28 protein-coding genes are annotated in these 20,402 nt (G+C 71.1%); 4 read left to right on the plus strand and 24 right to left on the minus strand.

Features of this window, described 5'->3' with window-relative positions; translation table 11 throughout:
* Nucleotides 1-75 precede the first annotated feature (75 nt).
* From DAERI_RS03950 to DAERI_RS03980, 9 genes are all read right to left on the minus strand, one after another.
* A complete protein-coding gene (locus tag DAERI_RS03950; protein WP_103128123.1) occupies nucleotides 76-609 on the minus strand; it encodes a hypothetical protein in 534 nt (177 codons plus the stop codon).
* Nucleotides 606-2,081, minus strand: a complete 1,476-nt coding sequence (locus DAERI_RS03955; RefSeq protein ID WP_103128124.1) for a 4Fe-4S binding protein — start codon at nucleotides 2,079-2,081, stop codon at nucleotides 606-608. The genes DAERI_RS03950 and DAERI_RS03955 overlap by 4 nt, the downstream gene beginning before the upstream one ends.
* Nucleotides 2,078-2,467, minus strand: coding sequence for a FixH family protein (locus DAERI_RS21765; protein ID WP_114149442.1), 390 nt, complete (start codon nucleotides 2,465-2,467; stop codon nucleotides 2,078-2,080). The genes DAERI_RS03955 and DAERI_RS21765 overlap by 4 nt, the downstream gene beginning before the upstream one ends.
* 23 nt (nucleotides 2,468-2,490) lie before the next feature.
* Nucleotides 2,491-3,213: a hypothetical protein gene (locus DAERI_RS21770; protein WP_114149443.1), complete on the minus strand. Its 723-nt coding sequence runs from the start codon at nucleotides 3,211-3,213 to the stop codon at nucleotides 2,491-2,493.
* Nucleotides 3,214-3,411: 198 nt separating this feature from the next.
* Nucleotides 3,412-3,582: a hypothetical protein gene (locus tag DAERI_RS22270; RefSeq protein ID WP_164973328.1), complete on the minus strand. Its 171-nt coding sequence runs from the start codon at nucleotides 3,580-3,582 to the stop codon at nucleotides 3,412-3,414.
* Nucleotides 3,579-4,256: a ribulose-phosphate 3-epimerase gene (gene rpe, locus DAERI_RS03965; protein WP_103128125.1), complete on the minus strand. Its 678-nt coding sequence runs from the start codon at nucleotides 4,254-4,256 to the stop codon at nucleotides 3,579-3,581. The genes DAERI_RS22270 and rpe overlap by 4 nt, the downstream gene beginning before the upstream one ends.
* Nucleotides 4,253-4,981, minus strand: coding sequence for an LOG family protein (locus DAERI_RS03970; protein ID WP_103128126.1), 729 nt, complete (start codon nucleotides 4,979-4,981; stop codon nucleotides 4,253-4,255). The genes rpe and DAERI_RS03970 overlap by 4 nt, the downstream gene beginning before the upstream one ends.
* Before the next feature lie 39 nt (nucleotides 4,982-5,020).
* Complete coding sequence (locus tag DAERI_RS03975) at nucleotides 5,021-5,584, minus strand: methyltransferase family protein (protein ID WP_103128127.1); 564 nt, start codon at nucleotides 5,582-5,584, stop codon at nucleotides 5,021-5,023.
* Nucleotides 5,585-5,592: 8 nt separating this feature from the next.
* Complete coding sequence (locus tag DAERI_RS03980; RefSeq protein ID WP_103128128.1) at nucleotides 5,593-6,486, minus strand: C39 family peptidase; 894 nt, start codon at nucleotides 6,484-6,486, stop codon at nucleotides 5,593-5,595.
* A 291-nt stretch (nucleotides 6,487-6,777) separates the two neighbouring features.
* Here DAERI_RS03980 and DAERI_RS03985 point away from each other — a divergent pair, with 291 nt between their 5' ends.
* Nucleotides 6,778-7,437: a nucleotidyltransferase family protein gene (locus DAERI_RS03985; RefSeq protein ID WP_103128129.1), complete on the plus strand. Its 660-nt coding sequence runs from the start codon at nucleotides 6,778-6,780 to the stop codon at nucleotides 7,435-7,437.
* A complete protein-coding gene (locus tag DAERI_RS03990) occupies nucleotides 7,438-7,656 on the plus strand; it encodes a hypothetical protein (RefSeq protein ID WP_103128130.1) in 219 nt (72 codons plus the stop codon).
* A 40-nt stretch (nucleotides 7,657-7,696) separates the two neighbouring features.
* On the opposite strand, the gene DAERI_RS03995 is transcribed toward DAERI_RS03990, so the two are convergent.
* The 14 genes from DAERI_RS03995 to DAERI_RS04060 form a co-directional block, all read right to left on the minus strand.
* Nucleotides 7,697-9,229, minus strand: a complete 1,533-nt coding sequence (locus tag DAERI_RS03995) for a tetratricopeptide repeat protein (RefSeq protein ID WP_103128131.1) — start codon at nucleotides 9,227-9,229, stop codon at nucleotides 7,697-7,699.
* A complete protein-coding gene (locus DAERI_RS04000; protein WP_164973329.1) occupies nucleotides 9,226-10,230 on the minus strand; it encodes a protein kinase domain-containing protein in 1,005 nt (334 codons plus the stop codon). Before DAERI_RS04000 ends, DAERI_RS03995 begins: the two co-directional genes overlap by 4 nt.
* A gap of 208 nt (nucleotides 10,231-10,438) precedes the next feature.
* A complete protein-coding gene (locus tag DAERI_RS04005; protein WP_103128133.1) occupies nucleotides 10,439-11,062 on the minus strand; it encodes an RES family NAD+ phosphorylase in 624 nt (207 codons plus the stop codon).
* Nucleotides 11,062-11,436 (minus strand): antitoxin Xre/MbcA/ParS toxin-binding domain-containing protein, encoded by a 375-nt coding sequence (locus tag DAERI_RS04010; protein ID WP_103128134.1) that lies wholly within the window; start codon nucleotides 11,434-11,436, stop codon nucleotides 11,062-11,064. The genes DAERI_RS04005 and DAERI_RS04010 overlap by 1 nt, the downstream gene beginning before the upstream one ends.
* 151 nt (nucleotides 11,437-11,587) lie before the next feature.
* Entirely contained in the window at nucleotides 11,588-12,385 is a 798-nt protein-coding gene (locus DAERI_RS04015; RefSeq protein WP_103128135.1) for a CopD family protein, read from the minus strand.
* Nucleotides 12,382-12,804, minus strand: a complete 423-nt coding sequence (locus tag DAERI_RS04020) for a copper resistance CopC family protein (protein ID WP_103128136.1) — start codon at nucleotides 12,802-12,804, stop codon at nucleotides 12,382-12,384. The genes DAERI_RS04015 and DAERI_RS04020 overlap by 4 nt, the downstream gene beginning before the upstream one ends.
* Nucleotides 12,805-12,854: 50 nt before the next feature.
* Nucleotides 12,855-13,301 carry a DUF1775 domain-containing protein gene (locus DAERI_RS04025; protein WP_103128137.1) on the minus strand — a complete coding sequence of 149 codons (447 nt, stop codon included), beginning with the start codon at nucleotides 13,299-13,301 and terminating at the stop codon, nucleotides 12,855-12,857.
* Nucleotides 13,302-13,414: 113 nt separating this feature from the next.
* Nucleotides 13,415-13,807, minus strand: a complete 393-nt coding sequence (locus DAERI_RS04030) for a DUF2946 family protein (protein ID WP_103128138.1) — start codon at nucleotides 13,805-13,807, stop codon at nucleotides 13,415-13,417.
* A 47-nt stretch (nucleotides 13,808-13,854) separates the two neighbouring features.
* Nucleotides 13,855-15,078: a hypothetical protein gene (locus DAERI_RS04035; RefSeq protein ID WP_103128139.1), complete on the minus strand. Its 1,224-nt coding sequence runs from the start codon at nucleotides 15,076-15,078 to the stop codon at nucleotides 13,855-13,857.
* Nucleotides 15,079-15,165: 87 nt separating this feature from the next.
* Nucleotides 15,166-15,816: a LysE/ArgO family amino acid transporter gene (locus DAERI_RS04040; RefSeq protein WP_103128140.1), complete on the minus strand. Its 651-nt coding sequence runs from the start codon at nucleotides 15,814-15,816 to the stop codon at nucleotides 15,166-15,168.
* Nucleotides 15,817-15,901: 85 nt separating this feature from the next.
* Nucleotides 15,902-16,204, minus strand: coding sequence for an ArsR/SmtB family transcription factor (locus DAERI_RS04045; RefSeq protein ID WP_103128141.1), 303 nt, complete (start codon nucleotides 16,202-16,204; stop codon nucleotides 15,902-15,904).
* Between the two features lie 154 nt (nucleotides 16,205-16,358).
* The gene (locus DAERI_RS04050; RefSeq protein ID WP_103128142.1) at nucleotides 16,359-16,658 is read right to left on the minus strand and encodes a hypothetical protein; all 300 of its coding nucleotides are present in this window, start codon (nucleotides 16,656-16,658) and stop codon (nucleotides 16,359-16,361) included.
* A gap of 39 nt (nucleotides 16,659-16,697) precedes the next feature.
* Entirely contained in the window at nucleotides 16,698-17,981 is a 1,284-nt protein-coding gene (locus DAERI_RS04055) for an Nramp family divalent metal transporter (protein WP_428991960.1), read from the minus strand.
* Entirely contained in the window at nucleotides 17,978-18,646 is a 669-nt protein-coding gene (locus DAERI_RS04060) for a metal-dependent transcriptional regulator (protein WP_103128143.1), read from the minus strand. Before DAERI_RS04060 ends, DAERI_RS04055 begins: the two co-directional genes overlap by 4 nt.
* A 131-nt stretch (nucleotides 18,647-18,777) precedes the next feature.
* Between DAERI_RS04060 and DAERI_RS04065 the strand changes: the two genes are divergently transcribed.
* Together DAERI_RS04065 and DAERI_RS04070 are read left to right on the plus strand one after the other, a co-directional pair.
* Entirely contained in the window at nucleotides 18,778-19,386 is a 609-nt protein-coding gene (locus DAERI_RS04065; RefSeq protein WP_103128144.1) for a methyltransferase family protein, read from the plus strand.
* A gap of 130 nt (nucleotides 19,387-19,516) precedes the next feature.
* Nucleotides 19,517-19,789, plus strand: a complete 273-nt coding sequence (locus DAERI_RS04070; RefSeq protein ID WP_103128145.1) for a hypothetical protein — start codon at nucleotides 19,517-19,519, stop codon at nucleotides 19,787-19,789.
* A 134-nt stretch (nucleotides 19,790-19,923) separates the two neighbouring features.
* Here the strand turns inward: DAERI_RS04070 and DAERI_RS04075 are convergent, their stop codons facing one another.
* Nucleotides 19,924-20,331: a LysE family transporter gene (locus DAERI_RS04075; protein ID WP_103128146.1), complete on the minus strand. Its 408-nt coding sequence runs from the start codon at nucleotides 20,329-20,331 to the stop codon at nucleotides 19,924-19,926.
* Nucleotides 20,332-20,402: the final 71 nt, after the last annotated feature.

Raw genomic sequence — 20,402 nt, forward strand, 5'->3', positions numbered from 1 at the left:
GGCGAGCGGCGCGGTGGGCGGCGCCCGGAAGGGATGGTTCCGGAGCACGCGGGCCGGATGATCCGCCTGCGCCCCTCAGGCCGCGCGCCGCTGGGAGAGCCTGCGGGCACCCAGCACCAGGCCCAGGAGCAGCGGCGGCGCGAGCAGGCCGAGCAGCGCGTACCCAACGTAGCGCCCCGGCGTGGACGTGACCGGCAGCACCACCGCCACCCGGGTGGGCTGACCCACAAAGGCGAAAGGCCGCCCGGCCACCGCCGCCTCGCCCCGGTAGGTGGTGTCCACCACGGTCAGGACGTACCGCCCGGCGGGCAGGGGGGCGAGGTCCCCGGTGTACTGTCCCGTCTCCTGCCCGGCCGTCAGCTTCGCCCGGCCCAGGACGCCCGTCTCCGGCACGTCGTTCGCCCGGCCTGGCGTGCCCGTGCCCCGCGACACCAGCACCTCCACGGCCGCCCCCCGGATGGGCAGGCCGCTCGTCTGCCCGACCAGGCTCGCCTCCACCCGGACGGCGTCCGGGAGCGGCGCGAGCGCCGCTGTCACCGTCACGGGTTCGCTGTGGGCCAGCGCGCCGGGCGCGAGGAGGACCGCCAGCAGCAGGGCCAGCCGCCTCACCGCGGGCCTCCCAGCAGGGTGCCGCGCATCTGCATGGGTTGCCCCAGGATCAGGACGGTGAGGGCGGCGACGACCAGGAACCACACGATCACCGGGACGGCGGCCCGCCACACCCCCTGGGCGGCGCGCGCGGTCAGGTAGGCGCTGGCCCCGGAGCCCGCGTAGAGCAGGGCCACCTGGAGCGGGAACAGCAGGTTCTCGGGCACCAGGGCCGCCAACGTCCAGTCTGGCGTCCCGGCCGGCAGGCCGAGCCGCCCCAGGGCCTGCTGCAAGACCGGCACGATGCTCGCCCAGCCAGTCAGGAAGTGGAAGCTGTAGTGTCCCGCCCAGACGGCAAAGGCGAGCGGGAAGACGGCGCTCCCCCAGCGCCGCGCCGCCTGCCGCATCCCCTCGCGCCGTCCGGCGAGGCGGCTCGCCCACCCGAAGAGGGCCAGGGTGAGCCCGCAGCCGCCCCCCAGGACCACGCCGAGCATGAGGCCCAGCACCAGGGCCTCGCTGCGGGTGCCCAGCCACGAGGCGAGCCCCTGCGCGGCGGCGGCGTACGGGGGGGTCATCGCCAGGGCGTTGGCGACCCCCGCGAAGAGCAGCAGCGTGCCCAGCAGCGCGACGTCGGCCCGGGGGCGCCACGCGGCGAGCGCCCGGGTGGGCGGGCGCAGCACGAGCGCGACGTTGTCGTGGGGGCAGGCCCGCACGCAGTTCAGGCAGAGGGTGCAGTCCTGGTTGCTGCGGACCTGCGGCACGAACAGCTCGGTTTCGCAGCCGGGGAAGGTGCGGGCATTCTCCAGCGGCGCGAGTTGGAGCAGGGGCGCGGCCGGTCCCCCCAGGGTGCCGCGTCCCCCGGCGTCCTCCAGCCGGCCGTTCACGCAGTACTGCCCGGCGCAGGAGCGGCACACGTCGGGATCGCGCGCCGCGATCTGGGCCGGGCTGACGTGCGAGAGGGCGAAGTTGAAGTTCCCCAGCGGGCAGACGTGCTTGCAGAAGGTGCCCGCCGGGAAGAGGGTGTCCACCGCCAGCGCCGCGCCGAAGTACCCCAGGATCAGCCACGCGGTGAGCCAGGGGCTGGCCCACAGGTCGAAGGCCTCGTAGGCGAACAGGAAGGCCACGGTCAGGCCCAGCACGGGGTACTTGTTCCGCAGGGCCCGCGGCCAGGTCAGGCGCGGGGTGAGGCGGCGCAGCCAGCGGCTGGGGCCGCGCGTGAGCATCAGCGGGCAGGCCGCGCAGAAGAGATTGCCCAGGACGAGGAGCGCCAGCACGACCAGGCCGCGGTAGTGCAGCCACACCGAGACTGTCGCCAGGTTCTGCGGGGCGACCTGCCGCCCGGTCAGGCCGTCGAACACGGCGAGCAGCGCCAGCCCCAGCAGCGGCAGTTGCAGGGTCAGGCGGGCATACCGCCACCGCACGAAGCGCCCGAGGCCGGGCAGGCGCAGCAGGTCCGGGCCGGGGACGCGCCGCCGGGTCGTCCCCGCGCTCATGGGCCCGCCACCTCCAGCGGCACGTCGGTGGTGAGGGTCCGCCCATCCCCCGTGCGCGCCGTCACGGTGAGCACCCAGCTTCCCGCCATGTTCAGGTCCAGGGGGTCCACCACGTACCGTCCGTTCCCGGCGGGGGTGGCCTGGGCGCGCACGGGAGCCATGCCCGCGTGGGTCATGTTGCCCTCGACGCTGACCGCGGCGGCGGGCAGGTCCGGGAGGGTGAGCGTGAGCCGGGTGACGCCAACCCGCGCCGGGCTGGGCCGGGTGGCAAGCCGCACATCGAAGTCCCGGGCGGCCGGGGCCCGGCAGGACACGAGCGTCAGGCCCAGGGCCAGCAGCCCGGCCAGAGGCGGGCATCGCGGCGGTGGGGGCGGTCGGCTCGGCATAACGTTCGGGACGTCCCGCCATCCTATCCCAGCCGGGGACCACCGCGGCGGCGGGCTCCCCGCTCCCGTGGGCGGCGACGGCGCGCCAGCCACAGCCCCGCGCCCGTGAGCAGCGTCCCCAGGCCCAGCCCGAGCAGGCCCAGCGTGAGTGGACCCTGCCGGGCGAACCGCTCGGCGAGGGTGGGGTTGTCGCGCCGCCACGCGACGACGAGGTCGCGCATCTGCTCCTCGCCCCACCTCAGCACCACCGGCTCGAAGGGCTGGCCGGTCCGGGACTCGGAGTGGATGTCGGCCCAGTCCACCGCGAATCCGCGGGCCGACCCGGCGCCCGGGGCCGACAGTTGGACGGAGGCCGGGTCGCCCACGAACAGGAACACCTGGTAGCTGTAGGCGGGGTCGCCGAAGCCGACGTAATTGCGCGGGTTGAGGTAGCGGACGTCCGCTTCCCATCGGGTCATCCCCGGTTGGCCCGTGCAGGAGGCCCGGACCTCATGGCGCACCCCGGCCGCCTTCAGTGCGGAGCCCAGCGACTGCCTCAGCGCCGGTTCGATCTCCTGCCGGGCCCTCGCCGCCCGGGCGGGTGCCAGTTCCTCGAAGGTCACCCCCACGGAGGCCGGGTCCAGGCACAGCGTGACGCCCCGCAGGTCCGAGAGCTGCTGGCCGTGCGCGCCCGCCTGGCCCAGGAGGGCCGCGCAGGCCAGGCCCAGGAGGCGGCGCCGTTCGCGTGGAAAGGACCTGGACAGCATGCCCCCGCAGCCTACTTCATCCCGTGCCTGAGCCGGGCCGCGCCCGCCGGTTCTGCCCCCTCACCCGCCACGTCCTGAACGCGCGGCGGCAGGGCAGCGGGGCAGATGAGGCGGGCGTCTCCGCCCCCCACGCCACCTTCATGGTTGGAGGACCGGAAGCGCCCGGCAGGACCGCCGCGCGGGGGCAGCCTACACGCCCTAGCCGTCCTCGTTGTCGGGTTCGATCCGCGAATCCTCCTGCTGGTGCAACCGCGCCAGGAGGTCGGTCGGCGTCTCGTTCTGAGCCTCGTCTCCCACCGACTCAGGCACGGTGGTGAGCACGATTTCCCCCTGGGACGGGTCGTCCGGCTTGTGCTGATCGTCGTTCATGGGAACTCCTCAGTTGCCGCCGCGTCCAGGGCGGCCCGCAACGCGTTCAGGTTACGCTGCACGTTCCCCCCAAACACCGCGCTCCCCGCCACCAGAACGGTCGCCCCCGCCGTGACCATGCCCGGCGCGGTGGCGGGCGTGATTCCACCGTCCACCTCCAGTTCCGCCCCGCGGCCCGCCTCCTCCAACCAGCGGCGCACCGTGCGAACCCGCTCCAGGCTTCCGGGAAGAAACCGCTGCCCGCCAAAGCCGGGATTCACGCTCATCACCAGCGCCAGGTCGAGGTCAGCGAGGACGGGCCGCAGCACCTGCAGCGGGGTGCCCGGATTCACAGAGACGCCCGCCTGCGCGCCCAGTTCACGAATCAGGCCGACCGCCCGGTGCAGGTGGGGCGTGGCCTCGGCGTGGATGATGACCCGGTTCGCCCCCGCCTGAACGAAGTCCGGCACGAAGCGCTCCGGCCGCACGATCATCAGGTGCGCTTCGAGCGGCCGGGTCGTCACCCGGCGGCACGCCTCCACCGTCCGGGGACCGAAGTTGAGGTTGGGGACGAACTGCCCGTCCATCACGTCGAGGTGAAAGCCGTCCACCCCACCGGCCTCGGCTTCCCGGATGGCGTCCCCCAGGAAGGCGAAGTCGGCCGCGAGCAGGCTGGGAAAGAGGCGGACGCTCACGTCTCCCCCCGGGCCCGCTGCCGGTCTTCCGGGGTGGGCCGCTTGAAGGCGTCGGGCTGCTGGGGATCGAGGTACCGGCGCACGTCCCCGGGGATGGCCGTCACGTCGTCCACCACCTTGAACAGCCTCAGGTCGTCCGGGGCAATCGCGCCGCTCTCCACCAGCGTCCCGGCGAACCAGTCCACCAGGCCGCGCCAGTGCGTCTCGCCCACCAGGTAGATCGGCAGGGCGTGCATCTTGCGGGTCTGCACCAGGGTCAGGATTTCGCCGAGTTCGTCGAGGGTGCCGAAGCCCCCGGGGAAGACCACGAAGGCGACGGCGTACTTGGCGAGCATTACCTTGCGGGCGTGGAAGTACTCGAAGTTGAGGCTGAGGGTCTGGTACGGGTTGGGCTTCTGCTCGAAGGGCAGGAGGATGTTCAGGCCCACGCTGACCCCGCCCGCCTCGTAAGCCCCCTGGTTGGCGGCCTGCATGATGCCGGGGCCGCCCCCGGTCATGACGCCGAAACCCGCCTGGGCGAGTTCACGCCCCAGCGTCTCCGCCAGGCTGTAATAGCGGTCGGTGATCTCGGTGCGGGCGCTGCCGAAGACGGTCACGAGGGGGGGCCGGACGTGGGCCATGCGGTCGAAGCCGATAGAAAATTCACCGAGGATGCGGAACATCCGCCAGGCGTCCTCGGCCATGCGGTCGAGTTCGTAGTGGTGCTGAGGTTCCTCCAGGGTCATAGGCGGGCTCCTCGGGCAGGGCAGGGAATAACGCGGACCTCACGGGTCACGGGACGGCCAGCCAAGAAAGTGGGGCGTGCAGGCGCGGTAACGGCGGTAGCCTTCGTCGTACGTGCGTTCCAGAAACGCCTCCTCCACGGGGACATAGGCGCGAAACGTCATCCAGAACAGCGCGGCGAGCCCCAGGCCCAGCCCGGAGCGGCGCACGAATGCCCCTCCCGTGAGCAGCAGGGCCCAGCCAACGTTCTGCGGGTTGCGGCTCACCCGGTACACCCCGCCCGTGATCAGTCCACTCGTCGCCAGACCGGAGTCGTCTGCGGGAGGCAGGGCTCGCCAGCCCGCTGCGAACAGCCCGGTTCCTGATAGCGCGAGCGGCAGGCCAACGCTGACGGCTACCGGAGCCGGCAAGGTCAACGGCCAGGCCCGCGCCCGCACCGCGCCCAGCCACCCCAGGGCGTGCAGGCCGTAGGCGACGTACACCACACCGGCCGTGGCACGCGACAGGTGCCCGTCTTCCGCGTACTCCCGCCGCACCCGGGGCAGGGCCCAGCCATACGCCCCCAATGCGCCCAGCAGGGCCGCGCCTTCCCAGGATCGTCTCATCTCCCGGTCTAGCCGCCCAACGCCGCTTGGGCGCGGCGTTGAAACTGCTGGAGTTCCTTGCTGGAGGGAAACGCCTTCAGGGCGCGTGTCGTCCAGGTCAGCGTCTTGCGGTGGTCGCCCGCTTTGGTCCACGCCTCGAACGCCTCCTGGCGGTACAGGAAGTACAGGGTGGGCACGCCCAGCGCCACTGCCCGGTCGAAGTTGTTCACCGCCGCCTGCACGTTGCCCAGCCGCAGGTTCGCCTTGCCCAGCCCCCACCAGACGTAGGGGTCGTTCGGCCGGGCCCGGGTGTCCTGCTGCCCGTGGGATCTCAGGTGCTGCCAGTTGGCTGCCGCGCTGAAGTCGTCGCCCAGCACCGCGCGCACCTGCCCCTCCTTCGCTGGCGGGTAGGTCACCAGGTACTCCCCGTTGTAGAAGCGCCACAACTCCAGCAGCTCGGCGGTGCTCAGGCGCAGCGAGGGGCCGCGCAGCGGATCGCTGACCAAGAAGTAGCCCGGGCCGTACCCGTAGACCGTGCGGAAATGTGCCACATTGCTGCCCGCCTTCAGGCGCTGTTGCAGCACCACCGGGAAGCCCCGGGAGAGCAGTTCCCGCAAGAGCTCCCCGTCACCCGCGTACCGGATTACGCTGCGCAGCCCGAAGCGGCCCAGGTACGCGGCGAGTTCCAGGCTGGTGACCTGCGGGTCGCCGGGGGCGTCCTTCATGGCACTCGCCGCCTGGGCCTGGGTGACGCGGGTGCCGTAGTACCCCAACACGGTCAGGGAGGTGACCGGGGCGCAGTTGTCCGGCCCCTGGTACTCGTGGCGGATGCCCCCCAGGGTGACGCTCGCGGGGAGGGCGGAGGCCGCTCCCCCCAGGGTGCAGAGGGCGAGGCAGAGCCGGAGGAGCGGGGAAAGCGTCATTCCCCATCCTGTCCGGTTCATGCCCACGTTTGCTCATACGTCCAGACGTCTTTCTTGAGTCTCCGTTGAGACAGGAAGAGGCTTGGACGGGTCGCCGCGTCTGTCCGGGACTCTCGGGCAGGCAAGAAGAACGGGTCACGCGCCCTGTGGAAGGCTCCCTCACGGGGCGGCACCCCTGAACTGGCCGTCCCCGGCGAGGGGCCAGGCCACCACGGCGCTCACCTCCTGGACCAGGTCTTCGGCTCCCCCAGGTCCAGCCGTCACCGGCGTTGGTACACTGCTCCACGCTCCATGACCCACGACCCACACCCTGAGGAAGATGTCCCCTTCCCCCCGGCCTTTCAGCCGCTGAGTGCCAGCCTGAGAACCCGCTTTCCGCGGGTCCCCGCGGACGTGCAGCAGGACGAACAGGACGTCGGGCGCGCGTATGCGCGGGCCCTGGAACTCAGCAACACCTTCCTGGCCCAGCTCACCACGTTCGGCGAACTGGTGCAACAGCGGGCGCTGCCCCGGCCCACGGGGATCAAGACCTGGGAGCGCACCTTTGAGAAGGCTGGCGCGTACGGACTGGTTCCCCTGGACATTCTGGCGGGGAAGTACGTGTTCCAGGATTTACGGACGCTCTACGGCGCCGCTGAGCGCATCGAGGCGGTGTTCCAGGTGCGCGCCTTTCAGGACCGGTTCCTGCAACCGCAGCCCAGCGGGTACCGCGACCTCCAGTTTGTGGTGGACGTGGAGGGCCACTGCGCCGAGGTGAAGTTGTGCCACGCCGCCTTCGATGAACTCGACAGCTATGAGCACGACCTCTACAAGATCCGGCGCAAGCTGGAGGGCAAGGTCGAGGATGGGATTTCGGTGATTGAACAGTTGGTCTTGGACACCCTCAACGATGCGAGTACACTGATGTTCCAGCGGGTGTGGGCAACCGTCCGCGGAGAGGCCGGTGAGTGAATGACGAAGTTTTACAGGGTGGGTAACGTGCCCGTGAAAATTACCAAGCGTGAGGACGGCGTGACCCTGATCCAGGCCTTTAACGCGGCGCTGGGCCGGTTCGAGAGCAACTCCCGGTACTACAGCATGATCCGCCGCGACGACACCGGCCTCGTGCGTCAGGTGACCGAGGCGGAGTTCGACCGGCACGTGAAATCGCTGAGCCAGCAGGCGTCCTGACGGGACGCACGTGGGGCCAGGCAGGTGCCTGGCCCCACCTTTACGCCCTGAGGAGCGCTTCGGCGTCGGCCCTCACCCGCCGGGCGGTCAGGACCGCGCCGGACTCCCCGAAGTTCAGCGCGGCGGCGTACGCCTCGGCCAGGAGGGCGGGCGCCTGCGGGTCGCGGTGTCTCGCCAGTTCCCGGGCGTAGTACAGCCGGGCCAGCACCTCGCGCTCGGTGTTTTTCAGGGCGCGTGCGGCCCGCAGCGCCTCCTCGTACAGCGCCGCGCCGCGCACCGGATCACCGCGGCGGAACGCGATGAGGCCCTCGGTGGCGCGCAGGGTCAACCCGAGTTCGTTCGCTGGGGCCACGGCCTGGGCACGCGCGAGGTACCGCTCGGCGCGGTCGAGTTGCCCAGCGTCCGCCAGGTAGAACGCCATGTTGTTCAGGAGGGTGTCCTCCTCCGGGGTGGCCGTCAGGCCGAGTTTGGTGAGTTCGATGGCCTGCCCGGGCGTCTCGTCGAGCAGATGCGAGAGGTACCCGGCCATGATGGCGGGCGTGGACGAGAACGGTTCATCCTGCAACCAGGACACGAATGCCGCGCGGGCGTCCTCGTAGTTGCGGGCCTCGTAGCTGTCCTGCCCGCGGGCCTCGAAATTCCGGGGAACGTCCACGAGTTGCGATTCCTTCAGCTCCAGCCGGACGTGCGGCGCCGCCCACTGCACCTGTGCGACCGCGTTCTCGGTCGGCCGCTCCAGGGCCTGCTGAAACAACTTCCGCACCCGCTTGGTCTTTCCGTCCGTCAGGTCGAGGGTGCCCAGGGCGGCGGCGAGTTCGCTGCTGTGGAGGGGTGAGAACTCCCGGTGCTCCAGCACCTCGCGGGCCCGCTTGACCGACTTGGGGGGCAGGCCAGCCACCATCGCCGCGCTGATCTCGGCCGCCATCAGCCAAGGGTCCTGGAGGGTCAGCGGCTGTTGCCGCAGCAGCCGGACGGCCTCGCGGGGATCGTGGGCATGCAGGTGGAACCGCACCGCGGCCCGCAGGGTCAGGCGGTGGTGGGGGGCCAGGCCCAGCGCCACGGTGAGGTGGCGCTCGGCCTTTGCCAGGACACCCAGGGCCGCGTACATGCGGGCCAGGTCCACGTGAGCGAGCGGGCTCCGCGGAAAGGCCCGCACCACCGCCTTGAGGCGCCGCACTTCCTCTTGCAGCCGGTCCATGCTCAGGGCTGGGGTAACCAGCCTGAGGGGCGGGGCCTCAAGCTGGAACCCGAGGACGTCACGGGCCGTGGACAGGGCCGTGGGGGTCGTGTCGTCCGCGTGCAGCAGCAGGTACTCGGCGGCGTCCTCCGCCACCTGCGGACGCGCGGCGAGCGCCGCCGCACTCGTCAGTTCGGCCGCCCGCCCGATGCTGGGCCGTGCGGCGAACGCCACCCGCAGTTGGTTCAGGTGTGAGGCGATCTGGGCGCTCACCTGCTCCGTACTCGCGGCGCGGGGGGGCCGCAGGCTGGACGCCTCCCCCATCTCCACGGCCACCCGCGTGTCGCGCCAGCGCGGGATAACGCGCCGATCCTCCACCTTGTGGGTGAGGGTCACGGGGCCCGCTGCTTTCGCCGCAAGGCCGCCGCGACCGCGAGGCGGTCGAAGAGACTGACGTACTGCTGGAGGCCGGTCGGGTCCACCCGCCCGAGATTGCGGGGATGGCCACGCCGCAGGGGGTCGGGGAAACACAGCTCCCCGATGCTGCGGGTCACTTCCGCCGCGAGGACAGGTCCCAGGCGCCGCTGGAGTTGCGCCGACACCCCCCGCATCGCCCGCCCGAACGCGTCCAGCAGGTGCGGCAGCACCTGGGGAAAGTCCTCCTCCCAGTCCCCGCCGCAGAAGAGCGGCCGCATCGCCTCGTCCAGTTCGGCGTACAGGTAACTGTTGAAGTGCTGGTGGGTGAACAGGAACGTCACCAACCCCCCGAGCATGTACAGGTCGGCGCGCTTGCGGTCCCGCCAGACGTCGGCCGACTGGGCAAAATACAACGCCTCGGGCGGGGCATACTCCCAGGTGCCGGGAAAGGCCGTCTCATGGTGTGGGGATTTCCCGAGCGCGTCCACGGCGGTGCCCAGGTCGCCGATCTTCCAGCCGTCCTCCGAGAAGACCAGGACGTTCGCGGGTTTGAGGTCATTGTGGGCCAGCTTGGCGATGTGCAATTGCTGAACACCGACCGCCACATGGTGGATGCAGCGCAGCAGCCAGACCTCATCGATGGCCGTGATCGCCAGATGGTCGCGGACGTCCCCGTCCGCCCGGTCGAAGATGATGTACGGCACCGGGACATTCACCCCGGGCAGGCGCTCCTCTCCGTGACTGATGGCCCGCACCACGCGGTGCATGCGCAGGTTCCGGCACATCGCGAGCAGGGAGACTTCAAAATTGAACTGCGCGGAGACGGCCTGGAGTTCCTGCATGACGTTGGGGGCCTGGTAGACGTTCGACAGGTCGATGGCCTTGAGGAACCCCTCGCGCCCGTCGGCGTGCCGAACGAAGTACCCGACGGAGTGGTGTCCCTGGGAATAGGGCGTGGACGGTGCCGTGCTGCCCAGCACGGTCCAACCTTCTGAAAGCGTCAGACCGCTGAGAAAGTGAGCGGGGTGGGTTTCACGGGTTCGGGCCGCCGACAAGGTCATGGGGTCCTTTCGAGGAGGAGGGGGGGTGCGGGGCGGGGGGTGGAGGCTTGGGCAGGGACGCCCTGGGCCTTGGGCTCCTCATCCGGTGAGCACATCACGGGAGGAACGGGCTGTCTCCACCTCCACATCATCCTGGTCGCCGGAACACCCCCAGTTCCCCGTCCGGGTCATGAACAGCCCGGTCGGTGGGAGCCACCCGCTGCGGGAACACGGCGTAGTTGCGCCCACCGGGATAGCGGGCACTGGGGTAGAGGATGGCGTCGTACCGGGCGCTGTCCAGGACCGCCCGCGCGAGGAGTTGCGTCAGGGCCAGGTGCCCGTCCAGGTTCAGCGGCAACCACTCCTGGAAGAGGTCGCCTGGCTGCACGTCGAGGTGAGTCTGGACCCCGAGATCGGTCAGGTCGAGGACGGCCCCCAGGCGTAGCTTGACGGTGATGTCCAGCCGGGGGCGCTGGTCGGTGCCCGGTTGGATCACAACGCCTGGTGGGCCCGTCACCACCGTGATCACCCTGGCCTCGGCGTGGGCGACGGCCGTGTTTTCCGCCAGGTACAGCATCTCGTGTGCCTCTGGGAACCCCTGCGGCGCGTTGTACCGGCCCCCCGTCACCACTGAACCGGCGGTGTTCAGGGGGTCGGGGCTGTACTTGCGCAGCGCGAGCAGCGGCACCGTGCGGTAGGCATCGATGACCCGGGTCGGGGTCCACAGGGGGGCGTCGAGCAACGCGCGCTTCAGGTCCTGGCCCCGCCGCATCAGGTCGGCGTGCCCGTCTCCGCCAGCAGCAACAGGCGCTGCACGGCCACCGGCCGCCGTTCGAGCAGGTACGACAGCGGCGCCCGGCCCTCCAGCACCGGGTTGGGGGCGCGCAGCCACATCCGGCCCACCCCCAGGTCCCCGAAGACCTCCCTGAGATGCAGCCCGATCTCCTCCAGCTCGTGCAGCGGTTCCTGGAGCGAATCGCTGGTGGGGTGCTTGCTCAGCCCGCTGGGGTCGCGCTCCAGCGCCTGCGCCAGTTCGCGCATGGTCAGGCCGAAGGTGCTCGCCACCCGCCGGGCGTCCAGCTTGCCGCTGCGCGGGTCACGCGCGTCCATCAGCAGGTGGGCGGTCGGTCCTTCCGTGGTCGTCATCCCTTCACCCCCAGATTATCCTACCATCAAACCTCTATTCAAGCTCTATTTTTCCTCCTTCAGGCGGCGGGGCCGGCTCAGGACCGCTGGGAACTGTCCGCCGCAAAGCCGCGCCCCACCGTTGGGACGGACGCTCGACCCCGTGGACGACTCAGGTCTGGGGAGGCACGCTGCCCACCAGCACCGCGGTGACCCCCAGCACCACGAGCAGCAGGCCCGCCTCGACCGCCAGGGCCGCCCGGGGAAAGGAGGCCGTGTGCGGGGCGAGCGTCCGGCGGACGCCCACCGCGGCGAGGAGCGTGGCCGCGAAGACCCCCAGCTTCAGCAGCAGCGTGGTGCCGTACCCACTCCCGGGCCAGGCCTGGACGGGACCCGCGTGGTGCAAGCCCAGGTAAAGCCCGCTCAGCGACAGCAGCACGACGCTCCCCAGGGCCACGGGGGTAAAGGCCCGGGCCGCCGCCCGCCAGTTCGTCCCCCGCCCGCAGGCCAGCACCAGCACGCCCCCGGTCCAGGCGGCCATCGCCCCGGCGTGCAGGGCGTGGGCCGCGCGCATGGGGAGGTCGCCCCCCACCGCCCCGTGCCCGCCGCCCGCCACCCCCCAGAGGGTGACGGCCGCCCCCAGCCCCACGGGGACACTGGACCGGCCAAGGACCTCGCCGGTCAGGAGGACGGCCGTCCCCAGCAGCGCGGTCAGGGCCGCCCGGCCTGGCCCGGTCGAGGTGAGATAGGCCAGCACGTCGGCGGGGGCCGTGAACCCCAGGGCCGTCAGCGTGCCCCCGACTTGCAGGGCCACCCCCAGGGCGATCAGGAGCGCGCCGGCCCCCTGCCAGCCGGGCCACCCGCCGGGCGGGGCCCCGACCAGGCCCGCCAGACGGCGCCGGGCGAGCGCGCCGCCCAGCAGCAGGGCCAGCCCGGCGAAGGTGAGCAGGCTGGCGGCGGCCGGCGTCACTTCACCCGAAAGACGCTCTGCCCGCTGATCGGGTGACCGTCTTCCGAGGCGAGGCGCCACAGGACCGCGTACAGGCCCGGCTTCAGCCCGGCCTTGAGGGGCAGGACGACCCGCGCCGCCATGCCCGTGCGGGTCTGAATGGTGTCCGCCCGGGCCGCCGCGTCGTTCCTGGCATCGAGGGCCGTCTTGGCGAGGGTGGCGGCGGCCTGCTGCACGGCGGCGGCATTGCCGCTGGCGGTGAGCGGGTAGACCTTGAAGGTGGAAAAGCGCAGGCTGACCGGCTCGCTGAGGGTGAGGGTCACCTGCTGGGGAGCGGGCACCGTGGCGCCGCGGGCGGGGGTGACGGCGGTGACCTCGGTGTGCACGAGGGCGGCGCCCAGGGTAAGGGGGAGCAGGGCCAAGAGGCGCTTGAGGATCATGGATGTCTCCTGTTGGAAGGGAAACGGGGGAGCACCCCCGTCCCCCGGTCTTACTGGACGGTGATGGTGCTGGCGGGGGCCTTCTCGGGATCGCTGCCGTCCCAGAGCGCCACGCTGCCGTCGCTGTAGGTCTGATAGATCTTCCAGCTCACGGGGCCCGCCGCGTCCGGGTTGCGAGCCTGGAAGTAGAAGCGGGCGTACTCCTGCGGGGCGATGCGGCCCCGCCAGGTCACTTCCGTGATCAGCCCCGCCGCGTTCGTCTTGACGGTGCGGGTGAACCCGGGCGTGACCTGAAAGCGGGTGATCGTCACCCCGGCAGGGATCACGAGGCGAATCTCGGTGGTGCTGATCTCCTTTTCCGTGGGCACGTTCAGGCGGTAGGTCTCCGAGACGCCGACCTTCGATTCGCCCGCGCCGGTTTCGGTGCGGACGGTGGCGTGGGCGGCGGCGACGGGGAGCAGCAGGGCGAGGAGGAGAGGCAGGGGTCGGTTGAACATGGGAACTCCAAGGGGGAAGGAACGGGGACTCTGGCGGCCACCACTGGGGTGTTCAGAAGCCCTCGTCGTGGCGAGTCGGCATGACAAACGCCGACGCACACCTGGGGTGTGGGTCAGCTCGGCCGGGGGGGTGGCGCGCGGGCGTCCGCGTGCCGGGGCAAAGCCCGGCTCACCGGAAGCGTGAAGACGCCCGGGGGCGGCGGCGAGCGGGGAGACCCCGTGACCAGCTCCGGCACGCTGGCCTCCAGCCCGTAGGCCTGGGTCAGACAGAACAGGCAGTGGGCGCCGTGAGCGTGGGGGACCGGAGGCCGCCGTGGGGCCTCATCCCCGGGGTGATGACCACGATGGGTGGTCTGCGCTGCCGGAGCGCCGTGCTGGGCCTGGCCCACAAACAGGGGCGCCACCCCCTGGCCTCCTCGAGCCTGAAAGGCGAAGGCCGCCAGCACCGTCAGGAGGCCCGCCAGCAGGCGCATCCAGGGCAGGGGGACCGGGCGGGCGGCCTTCACGACCCTCTCAGGTTACGGGCCGCGGATGAGGAAGGTGCCCCGGGCGGTTACTCGTCGTGCGGCGGGGGCTGGTCGGGATCGCAGTAGTCGATGGCCGCCCCGGTCTGGAAGTTCCCCACCACGATCTCCCGTTTGAAGGGGTAGCCGACGCGCACCCCCTCGGCCGCCCGCTCGAAGGTGAAGCGTTGACCCTTGCGCACCGGCGTCTCCCCGAGCACCAGGGGCCGCCTCGCTTCGTAGATCGCGCAGTACGGCGTGCAGAAGTAGAAGCCCAGAGGCCGCCCCTGAGCGTTCTTCGCCACCACCGCGCCGCCCGTCTCCACCGCGCGGCGGATCTCATGCCACAGGGCCACGCTCGCCGCCGGGTCCGGGTCGAGCGCCCACATCTCGTCGATCACCCGCCCGGCGTCAGGGTCCTTGCGGAGGAACGCCACGCTGTTCGGGTCGGTCATCGCCCAGCGGTCAAACCCCGGCTCGCCGGGCAGGGCGGTGTGGAGGAGGGGAGCCTCGCCCTTGCGGGGGGAAGCGCTGCGCCCTCCCTCGGTCAGCAGCGCGGGGTAGCCGATCAGTTGCCCGACTCGGTACAGCCCCTCGATGGCCCCCTTGGCGTGCTCCTCGATCTGCTCGTGCAGGGCCAGCGACGCCCCAGGGCGGTACATGCCCGAGGCGTAGTTCGCCTTGGACAGCGCCCCCTCGAACTGGCCGCGCAACCGGGCCAGCTTCGGGGCGTCGGCCTCCGGGGTGGTCTTCTCCAGGTTGTGCATCGCGGCCTCAGCGTGCAGGCGCATGGCGTCCAGGGCCGCGATCATCGCGTCGAGGTGCGGCCTCGGGCAGGGCTCCACCGGGGACCACTTCGGGAGTTTGGCGGGTAAGGTCCTGGCAGGCAGTTCGAACGCCGGGTCGTGTTCCGCCTCGCTCGCGTACCCCAGCCAGCGCCCCACCTCGGCGTAGTAGGCGTTCACCTGGTCAAAGGTCACCGGGGGCACGAAGCCCACCGTACTGGGGTCGGCGGCCTCGTCCGCCTCCAGCATCTTGTCGGCCAGCGTTTGCAGCGCAAAGGCGTTCCAGGCACAGGCGAGTTCGAGCCCGACGTGGCGCTTCACCGCGAAGGGACTCGTGCCGCTGAGGGTGAGGTCGAAGCGGCGGCGTTCGGCGGCGTCGAGCAGCGGGTGAACCTGCGTCCCCGCCTGGCGGTAGGCGTACAGCGTCTCGGCGTCCCGCTCACCACGGGTAAAGGCCCGGACTCGGGTCCACACTCCTGGGGTTTCCACGCCTGTACCTTACGTCACCCTTCGGGAAGTCGTTCCCTCAATTGAGGCGGGGGAAGAGGGCGCCGTGACGACCGGCGCCCCCCGTCCTCACCCGTGGTCCAGCAGGCCGCCGTGCAGCGCCCGCCACATCAGGGACAGGGCGAAGGTCCACAGCAGCGTGCCCACCAGCACGTCCAGCCACCGCCAGGCCCGGGGGGAACGGAACAGGGGCGCGAGGCGGACTCCTCCGAAGGCCAGCAGCGCGTACCAGGCGAGGGACGCAGAGACGGCTCCCAGGGCGAAGAGGGTCCGGCCCAGCGGCGGGAGGGGGGTGGACAGGGCGCCGAACAGCACCACGCTGTCCACATAGGGGTGGGGATTGAGCAGGGTGAGGCCCAGAGCCGTGGCCGCCACCTGACGGGGACCGCCCAGCTCCCGGCGGGGGGTCCGGGTGTCGATGACGTTCGGGGAGCGGACGGCGCGAAACGCTTTCCAGCCGTGCCAGAACAGGAACGCGGCCCCGCCCCACGCCGCTACCGGGGCCAGGAGCGGGAGGCGCGCGAGCAGCGCCCCCAGGCCGGTCGTGCCGAGGGTGATGAACAGCATGTCGGCCAGGACGCCCGCGCTTCCCGCCACAAGGGGGTGATGGCGGTGGAGGGCTTGGCGCAGGACAAAGGCGTTGAGGGCACTCACGCCGATCAGGTGCGCGGCACTCACCCCGAACCCCTGCACCAGGGCGGCCGGGAAGAACTCAGCCATACCCCGGCCCGGTCGGCTCTTGAGAAGGGCGAATCATCCTGCCGAGGATATCCGTCGGGGCTGATACGTGCGGGAGACTGCACGATCAGGAGGAAGGGAACTCTTCCCGGTCATGGCCGCACGCGGCCACCGCGGCCAGCAGGTCGTCGATCAGGGCCAGCATCTGGCCCACCCGCTCGGCCTGCACCAGGCCGCCGTCCCTCAGGCAGGCCAGGTGGTGGCTGACGTTGGGCTGGGTCAGGCCGGTGAGGGCCATCCGTTCGGACACGCGGCGTGGCTCCTCGCGCAGGGCTTCCAGGAGGCTCAGCCGCGAGCGGTCGGAAAAACCCCGGAACAGCTTGGCTTTCGCTTCCAGCAGGTCGGGCGCGGGGGGCGTCCGCACGGACATGGGACGCGCAGAGCGGCCTCCCGCGCCACGAACAGGAGGCCGCGGGCGGAGTCGCCCCTGAGCAGGAGAGACCCAGTCTGGGTCGTGCCACGATCAATCCCCGGCCACCGCGACGAGCCCAGGTGTGGCACGCTCGGCGCCGCCCGGCCAGCGGTCACGGCTGCCGGGGCCAGCCGCGCAACGCGCGGTAGCGCGCCCTCGGCTCGGCGGTGAGCGGGTGGATGCCGTGCCGGGCGCACCAGGACAGGTGGAAGACGGTCCCCAGGGCGAAGGGGCCGAAGGTCCACAGCAGCGACCACGGGCGGCCCACCGTGCGCGTGGTGAGCCCCACCCCCGCGAAGTAGACGGCCCACTTCGCCAGGCGCCTCTTGGGGCAGGTGCCCTCCTCGAAGTGGCGGAAGAGGGCGAGCCCGGCGCTCGCCAGGACGGGGGCGGCCACGAATTCCAGCGGCATAGGACACCTCCGGCGCGGGACGGAACGGGGGACCACGCGCTACCCCAGGAAGGTCTGCGCGAGCAGGTAGACGTTCAGGCTGATGATCAGCGCCGCGATCACCCAGCCCGTCACCGTGACGAGGCGGGTGTTGACCAATCCCCCCATGACGTCCCGGCGGGCGGTAAAGATCAGCAGCGGCACCAGCGCGAAGGGGATGCCGAAGGAGAGCACCACCTGCGAGAGGACCAGCGTGTCGGTGGGGTTGAGCCCCGCCAGGATCACCGCAAAGGCGGGCAGCATCGTGATCAATCGCCGCACGAGCAGCGGAATGCGGAAGCCCACGAAGCCCTGCATCACCACCTGCCCGGCCATCGTGCCCACCGCCGAACTGGAGAGCCCCGAGGAGAGCAGCGCGAGCGCGAACGCCACGGCGGCAGCGCCACCCAGCAGCGGGGTCAGCGTCCGGTACGCCACCGTCAGGTCCGCCACGTCCGCCTGGCCGCCGAAGTGGAAGGCCGCCGCCGCCGAGGCCAGCATGCTCAGGTTGATCAGCGCCGCGATACTCATGGCGAGCAGGACGTCAAGCTGGTTGTAGCGGACCAGTCGCCGCTTCTGCTCCTCGGTGCCCGCTGGGATGCGGTGCTGGGTCAGCGCGCTGTGCAGGTAGATCACGTGCGGCATCACCGTCGCCCCGATGATGCCCACCGCCAGGTACAGGCTCTCCGGGCCCTCGAAGCGCGGCACGAAGCCGCCCAGGGCGTCGAGTCCCGGGCGGCTGAGGATCACCTGCACCACGTACGCCAGCGCGATCACGGCCACGAACGCGGTGATGGCGATCTCGATGGGCCGGAAGCCCCGGTTCTGCAAGGCCAGGATCGTGAAGGTGATGACGCCCGTGATGACGGCCCCCCACAGCAGCGGCAGGTTGAACAGCAGCGCAAAGGCCAGCGACGCCCCCAGGAACTCCGCGAGGTCGGTCGCCATCGCCACGAGTTCCGCCTGCACCCAGTAAAACCACACCACCGGCCGCGGCCAGCGGTCCCGGATGTGCTCGGCCAGGTTCTTGCCGGTCACGATCCCGAGCTTGGACGAGAGCGTCTGGATCAGCATCGCCATCAGGCTGGCACTCAGAACCACCCACAGCAGCAGGTAGCCGAACTGCGCCCCGCCCTGGATGTTGGTGGCGAAGTTGCCGGGGTCCATGTACGCGACCGACGCGACGAAGGCCGGGCCCAGGAAGGGCAGCACCCGGCCCAGGCCCCTTCGGTTTGAGGTCCGCTCCAGAATGGCCGCCGCCCGGGCGTTCATCCGCTCGTCCAGGCTGGGGGACACGCGGCTCACGCCGTCACCCCCTCGGAAACCCGAACGCGTTCAGCGACGAGAAGGGCCAGGGTCAGCGGAGCCCCACCGACCTCCAGGGTCAGGGTGCCCAAGGCTGGCTCGTGAGACAGGACCTTCACCTCCGCGCCGGGCGTCAGCCCCGCCTCCATCAGGCCGCGCAGCACCGCCGGGTCCTCCGGGACCCGGGTGACCTGGGCCCGCTCACCCCGGCCCAGACTCGCCAGCCGCCGCTCGCCCTGGACCGGCAGTTCCCCGTTCAGCCCGGGGATGGGATCGCCGTGCGGGTCGAAGTTCGGGTCGCCCAGCCAGGCGGCGATGCGGGCCTCGAAGGCCTCGCTGATGACGTGCTCCAGGCGCTCGGCCTCGTCGTGTACCTCGTCGAGGGGATAGCCCAACGCGCGGTGCAGGTACAGTTCCAGCAGGCGGTGGTGGCGCACCACCTCCAGGGCGACCTTCTCCCCGGCGGGGGTGAGCCTCGCGCCCCGGTAGGCCGCGTGATCGACCAGGCCGAGGTCGGTGAGTTTGCGCAGCATGCCGGTGGTGCTGGCCGGGGTGACGTTCAGGGCGTCGGCGAGTGCCTGGGTGCCCACGGTCCCGCCCTGGCCCAGCAGGTAGAGCTGCTTGAGATAATCCTCCGCCGCGTGCGAGAGAGTTCGGTCCGTCATAGGTCATTATTTAGGCTTACCTAAAAAGAAGTCAAGGAGAGAAAGAGGCGGGGCGCCCCCGATCTGGGGGTCGGCGATAGCTTTCCCAATGTCTGAATGTATGCTCATATGTAGGTGTGAGGTGATCGACGATGACACGAGACCCGGTGGAAGCCCTGGCCCTGCTCGTCTACACGCTGGCGTACGTGGGGATCGCCTTCGTGTGGCGCTCACTGCTGGTGTGGCGGCGGACGGGGGTGAACCCTTACGTGCTGCCCGCAGACGACTCCGCGCACGGGTACGTCGGGCGCGCGATGCGGGTCCTGCTGCTCACGGTGCTGGTCCTGGTGCTTGGACTGAACCTGATGCCCGGGCTGGAGGCCCGGCTCGGCCCGGTCCCCGCCCTGCTGGACCCACGTCTGGCCTTCCTGGGGTGGGTGCTGCTGCTGGCCTCCCTGGGCTGGATTGCCGCTGCGCAGGCGGGGATGGGGGCCTCCTGGCGGATCGGGGTGGACGAGGGCGCCCGGACCGACCTGGTGCAGCGGGGGCTGTTCGCCCATTCCCGCAACCCGATCTTCCTGGGGATGCGGGTGAACCTGCTGGGGCTCTTCCTGGTGGTGCCGAACGCGGTGACGCTGGCGGTGCTGGTGGCCGGGGAGGTATTGATGGGCGTGCAGGTGCGGCTGGAGGAGGCGTACCTGTCCCGGGTGCATGGAACGGCCTATGAGGGGTACCGCCGCCGCGTGCGCCGCTGGCTCTGACCTTTCGTTAAGCGCGCGCGTGCAGTACGAACTGTCGAATTGAAGCGGCGCAGGTGCCCGGGCGCTTCCCCCTCCTCAAGACGTATCGCAAGCGTGCAGTGACGAGACCGGCACCCGGGAAGCCCGCGAGATGGTCATTGAGCTGACCACGGCCTACGAGGCCTGGTTCCAGCAGGTGAACGAGGAGCTGGCCGCGGCCCCCAGCCGCAACGCCCGGGTCAAGCCGACCGTTGAGAACATCGAGTCGGGTGCGGTGGATTTCAAGGCGCTTGCCGAGGAGACCCGGCGCCGGCTCAACGCCAGCTTGGAGAAGGGGCAGACCCTGGCGAAAAGCTGCGCGCAGCAGCGGAAGAGTCGGGAGAGCAAGCCCGCGCGCGGACGCACGATGCGGGCCAAGAACTAGCCGCCCGCAGGCGAGGGGACGTTCCCCCGACGGGGGCGAGGACGAGCGCCCCCACCTTACGCCCAAGACGAGGCCCCTGGCGCTTGACCCTCGCGGGGTGAAGAACACCACGGTCATGCTCGGCGTCCCCGCCCTCAGCCTGCTCTCTCCCGTGCTTGCCCGAGGCCGCGCTTCCGGGCCCCACTACGGTGGGGCCACCATACCTCCTTGTACGACAGCAGCGACAGGGTCCGGCGGTCAAGAACCTTCGGCGAGCGCGCGGTACGGAAGGCCTTCCAGCCGTGCCAAACCAGAAAGGCCGCTCCTCCCCCGGCGGCCAGTGGGGCGAGGAGCGGGAGGTGGGTGAGCAGCGTCCCCAGGCCGGTGGTGCCGAGGGTGATGAACAGCGTGTCGGCCAGGACACCCGCGCTCACCGCGACGATGGGGTGGTGGCGGTCCAGGGCCTGGCGCAGCACGAAGGCGCTCAGGGCGCTCACGCCGACCAGGTGCGCGGCACTCACCCCGAAGCCCTGCGCGAGGGCGGCCGGGAGGACCTCAGCCACGCTGCCCCGGGAGTGTCTCTTGAGAACCGCGTCTCACGAGGCCGAGCATAGCGGTTGGTGACCCGCCCCTT

The organism is Deinococcus aerius, assembly GCF_002897375.1.
GTDB classification, from domain to species: domain Bacteria; phylum Deinococcota; class Deinococci; order Deinococcales; family Deinococcaceae; genus Deinococcus; species Deinococcus aerius.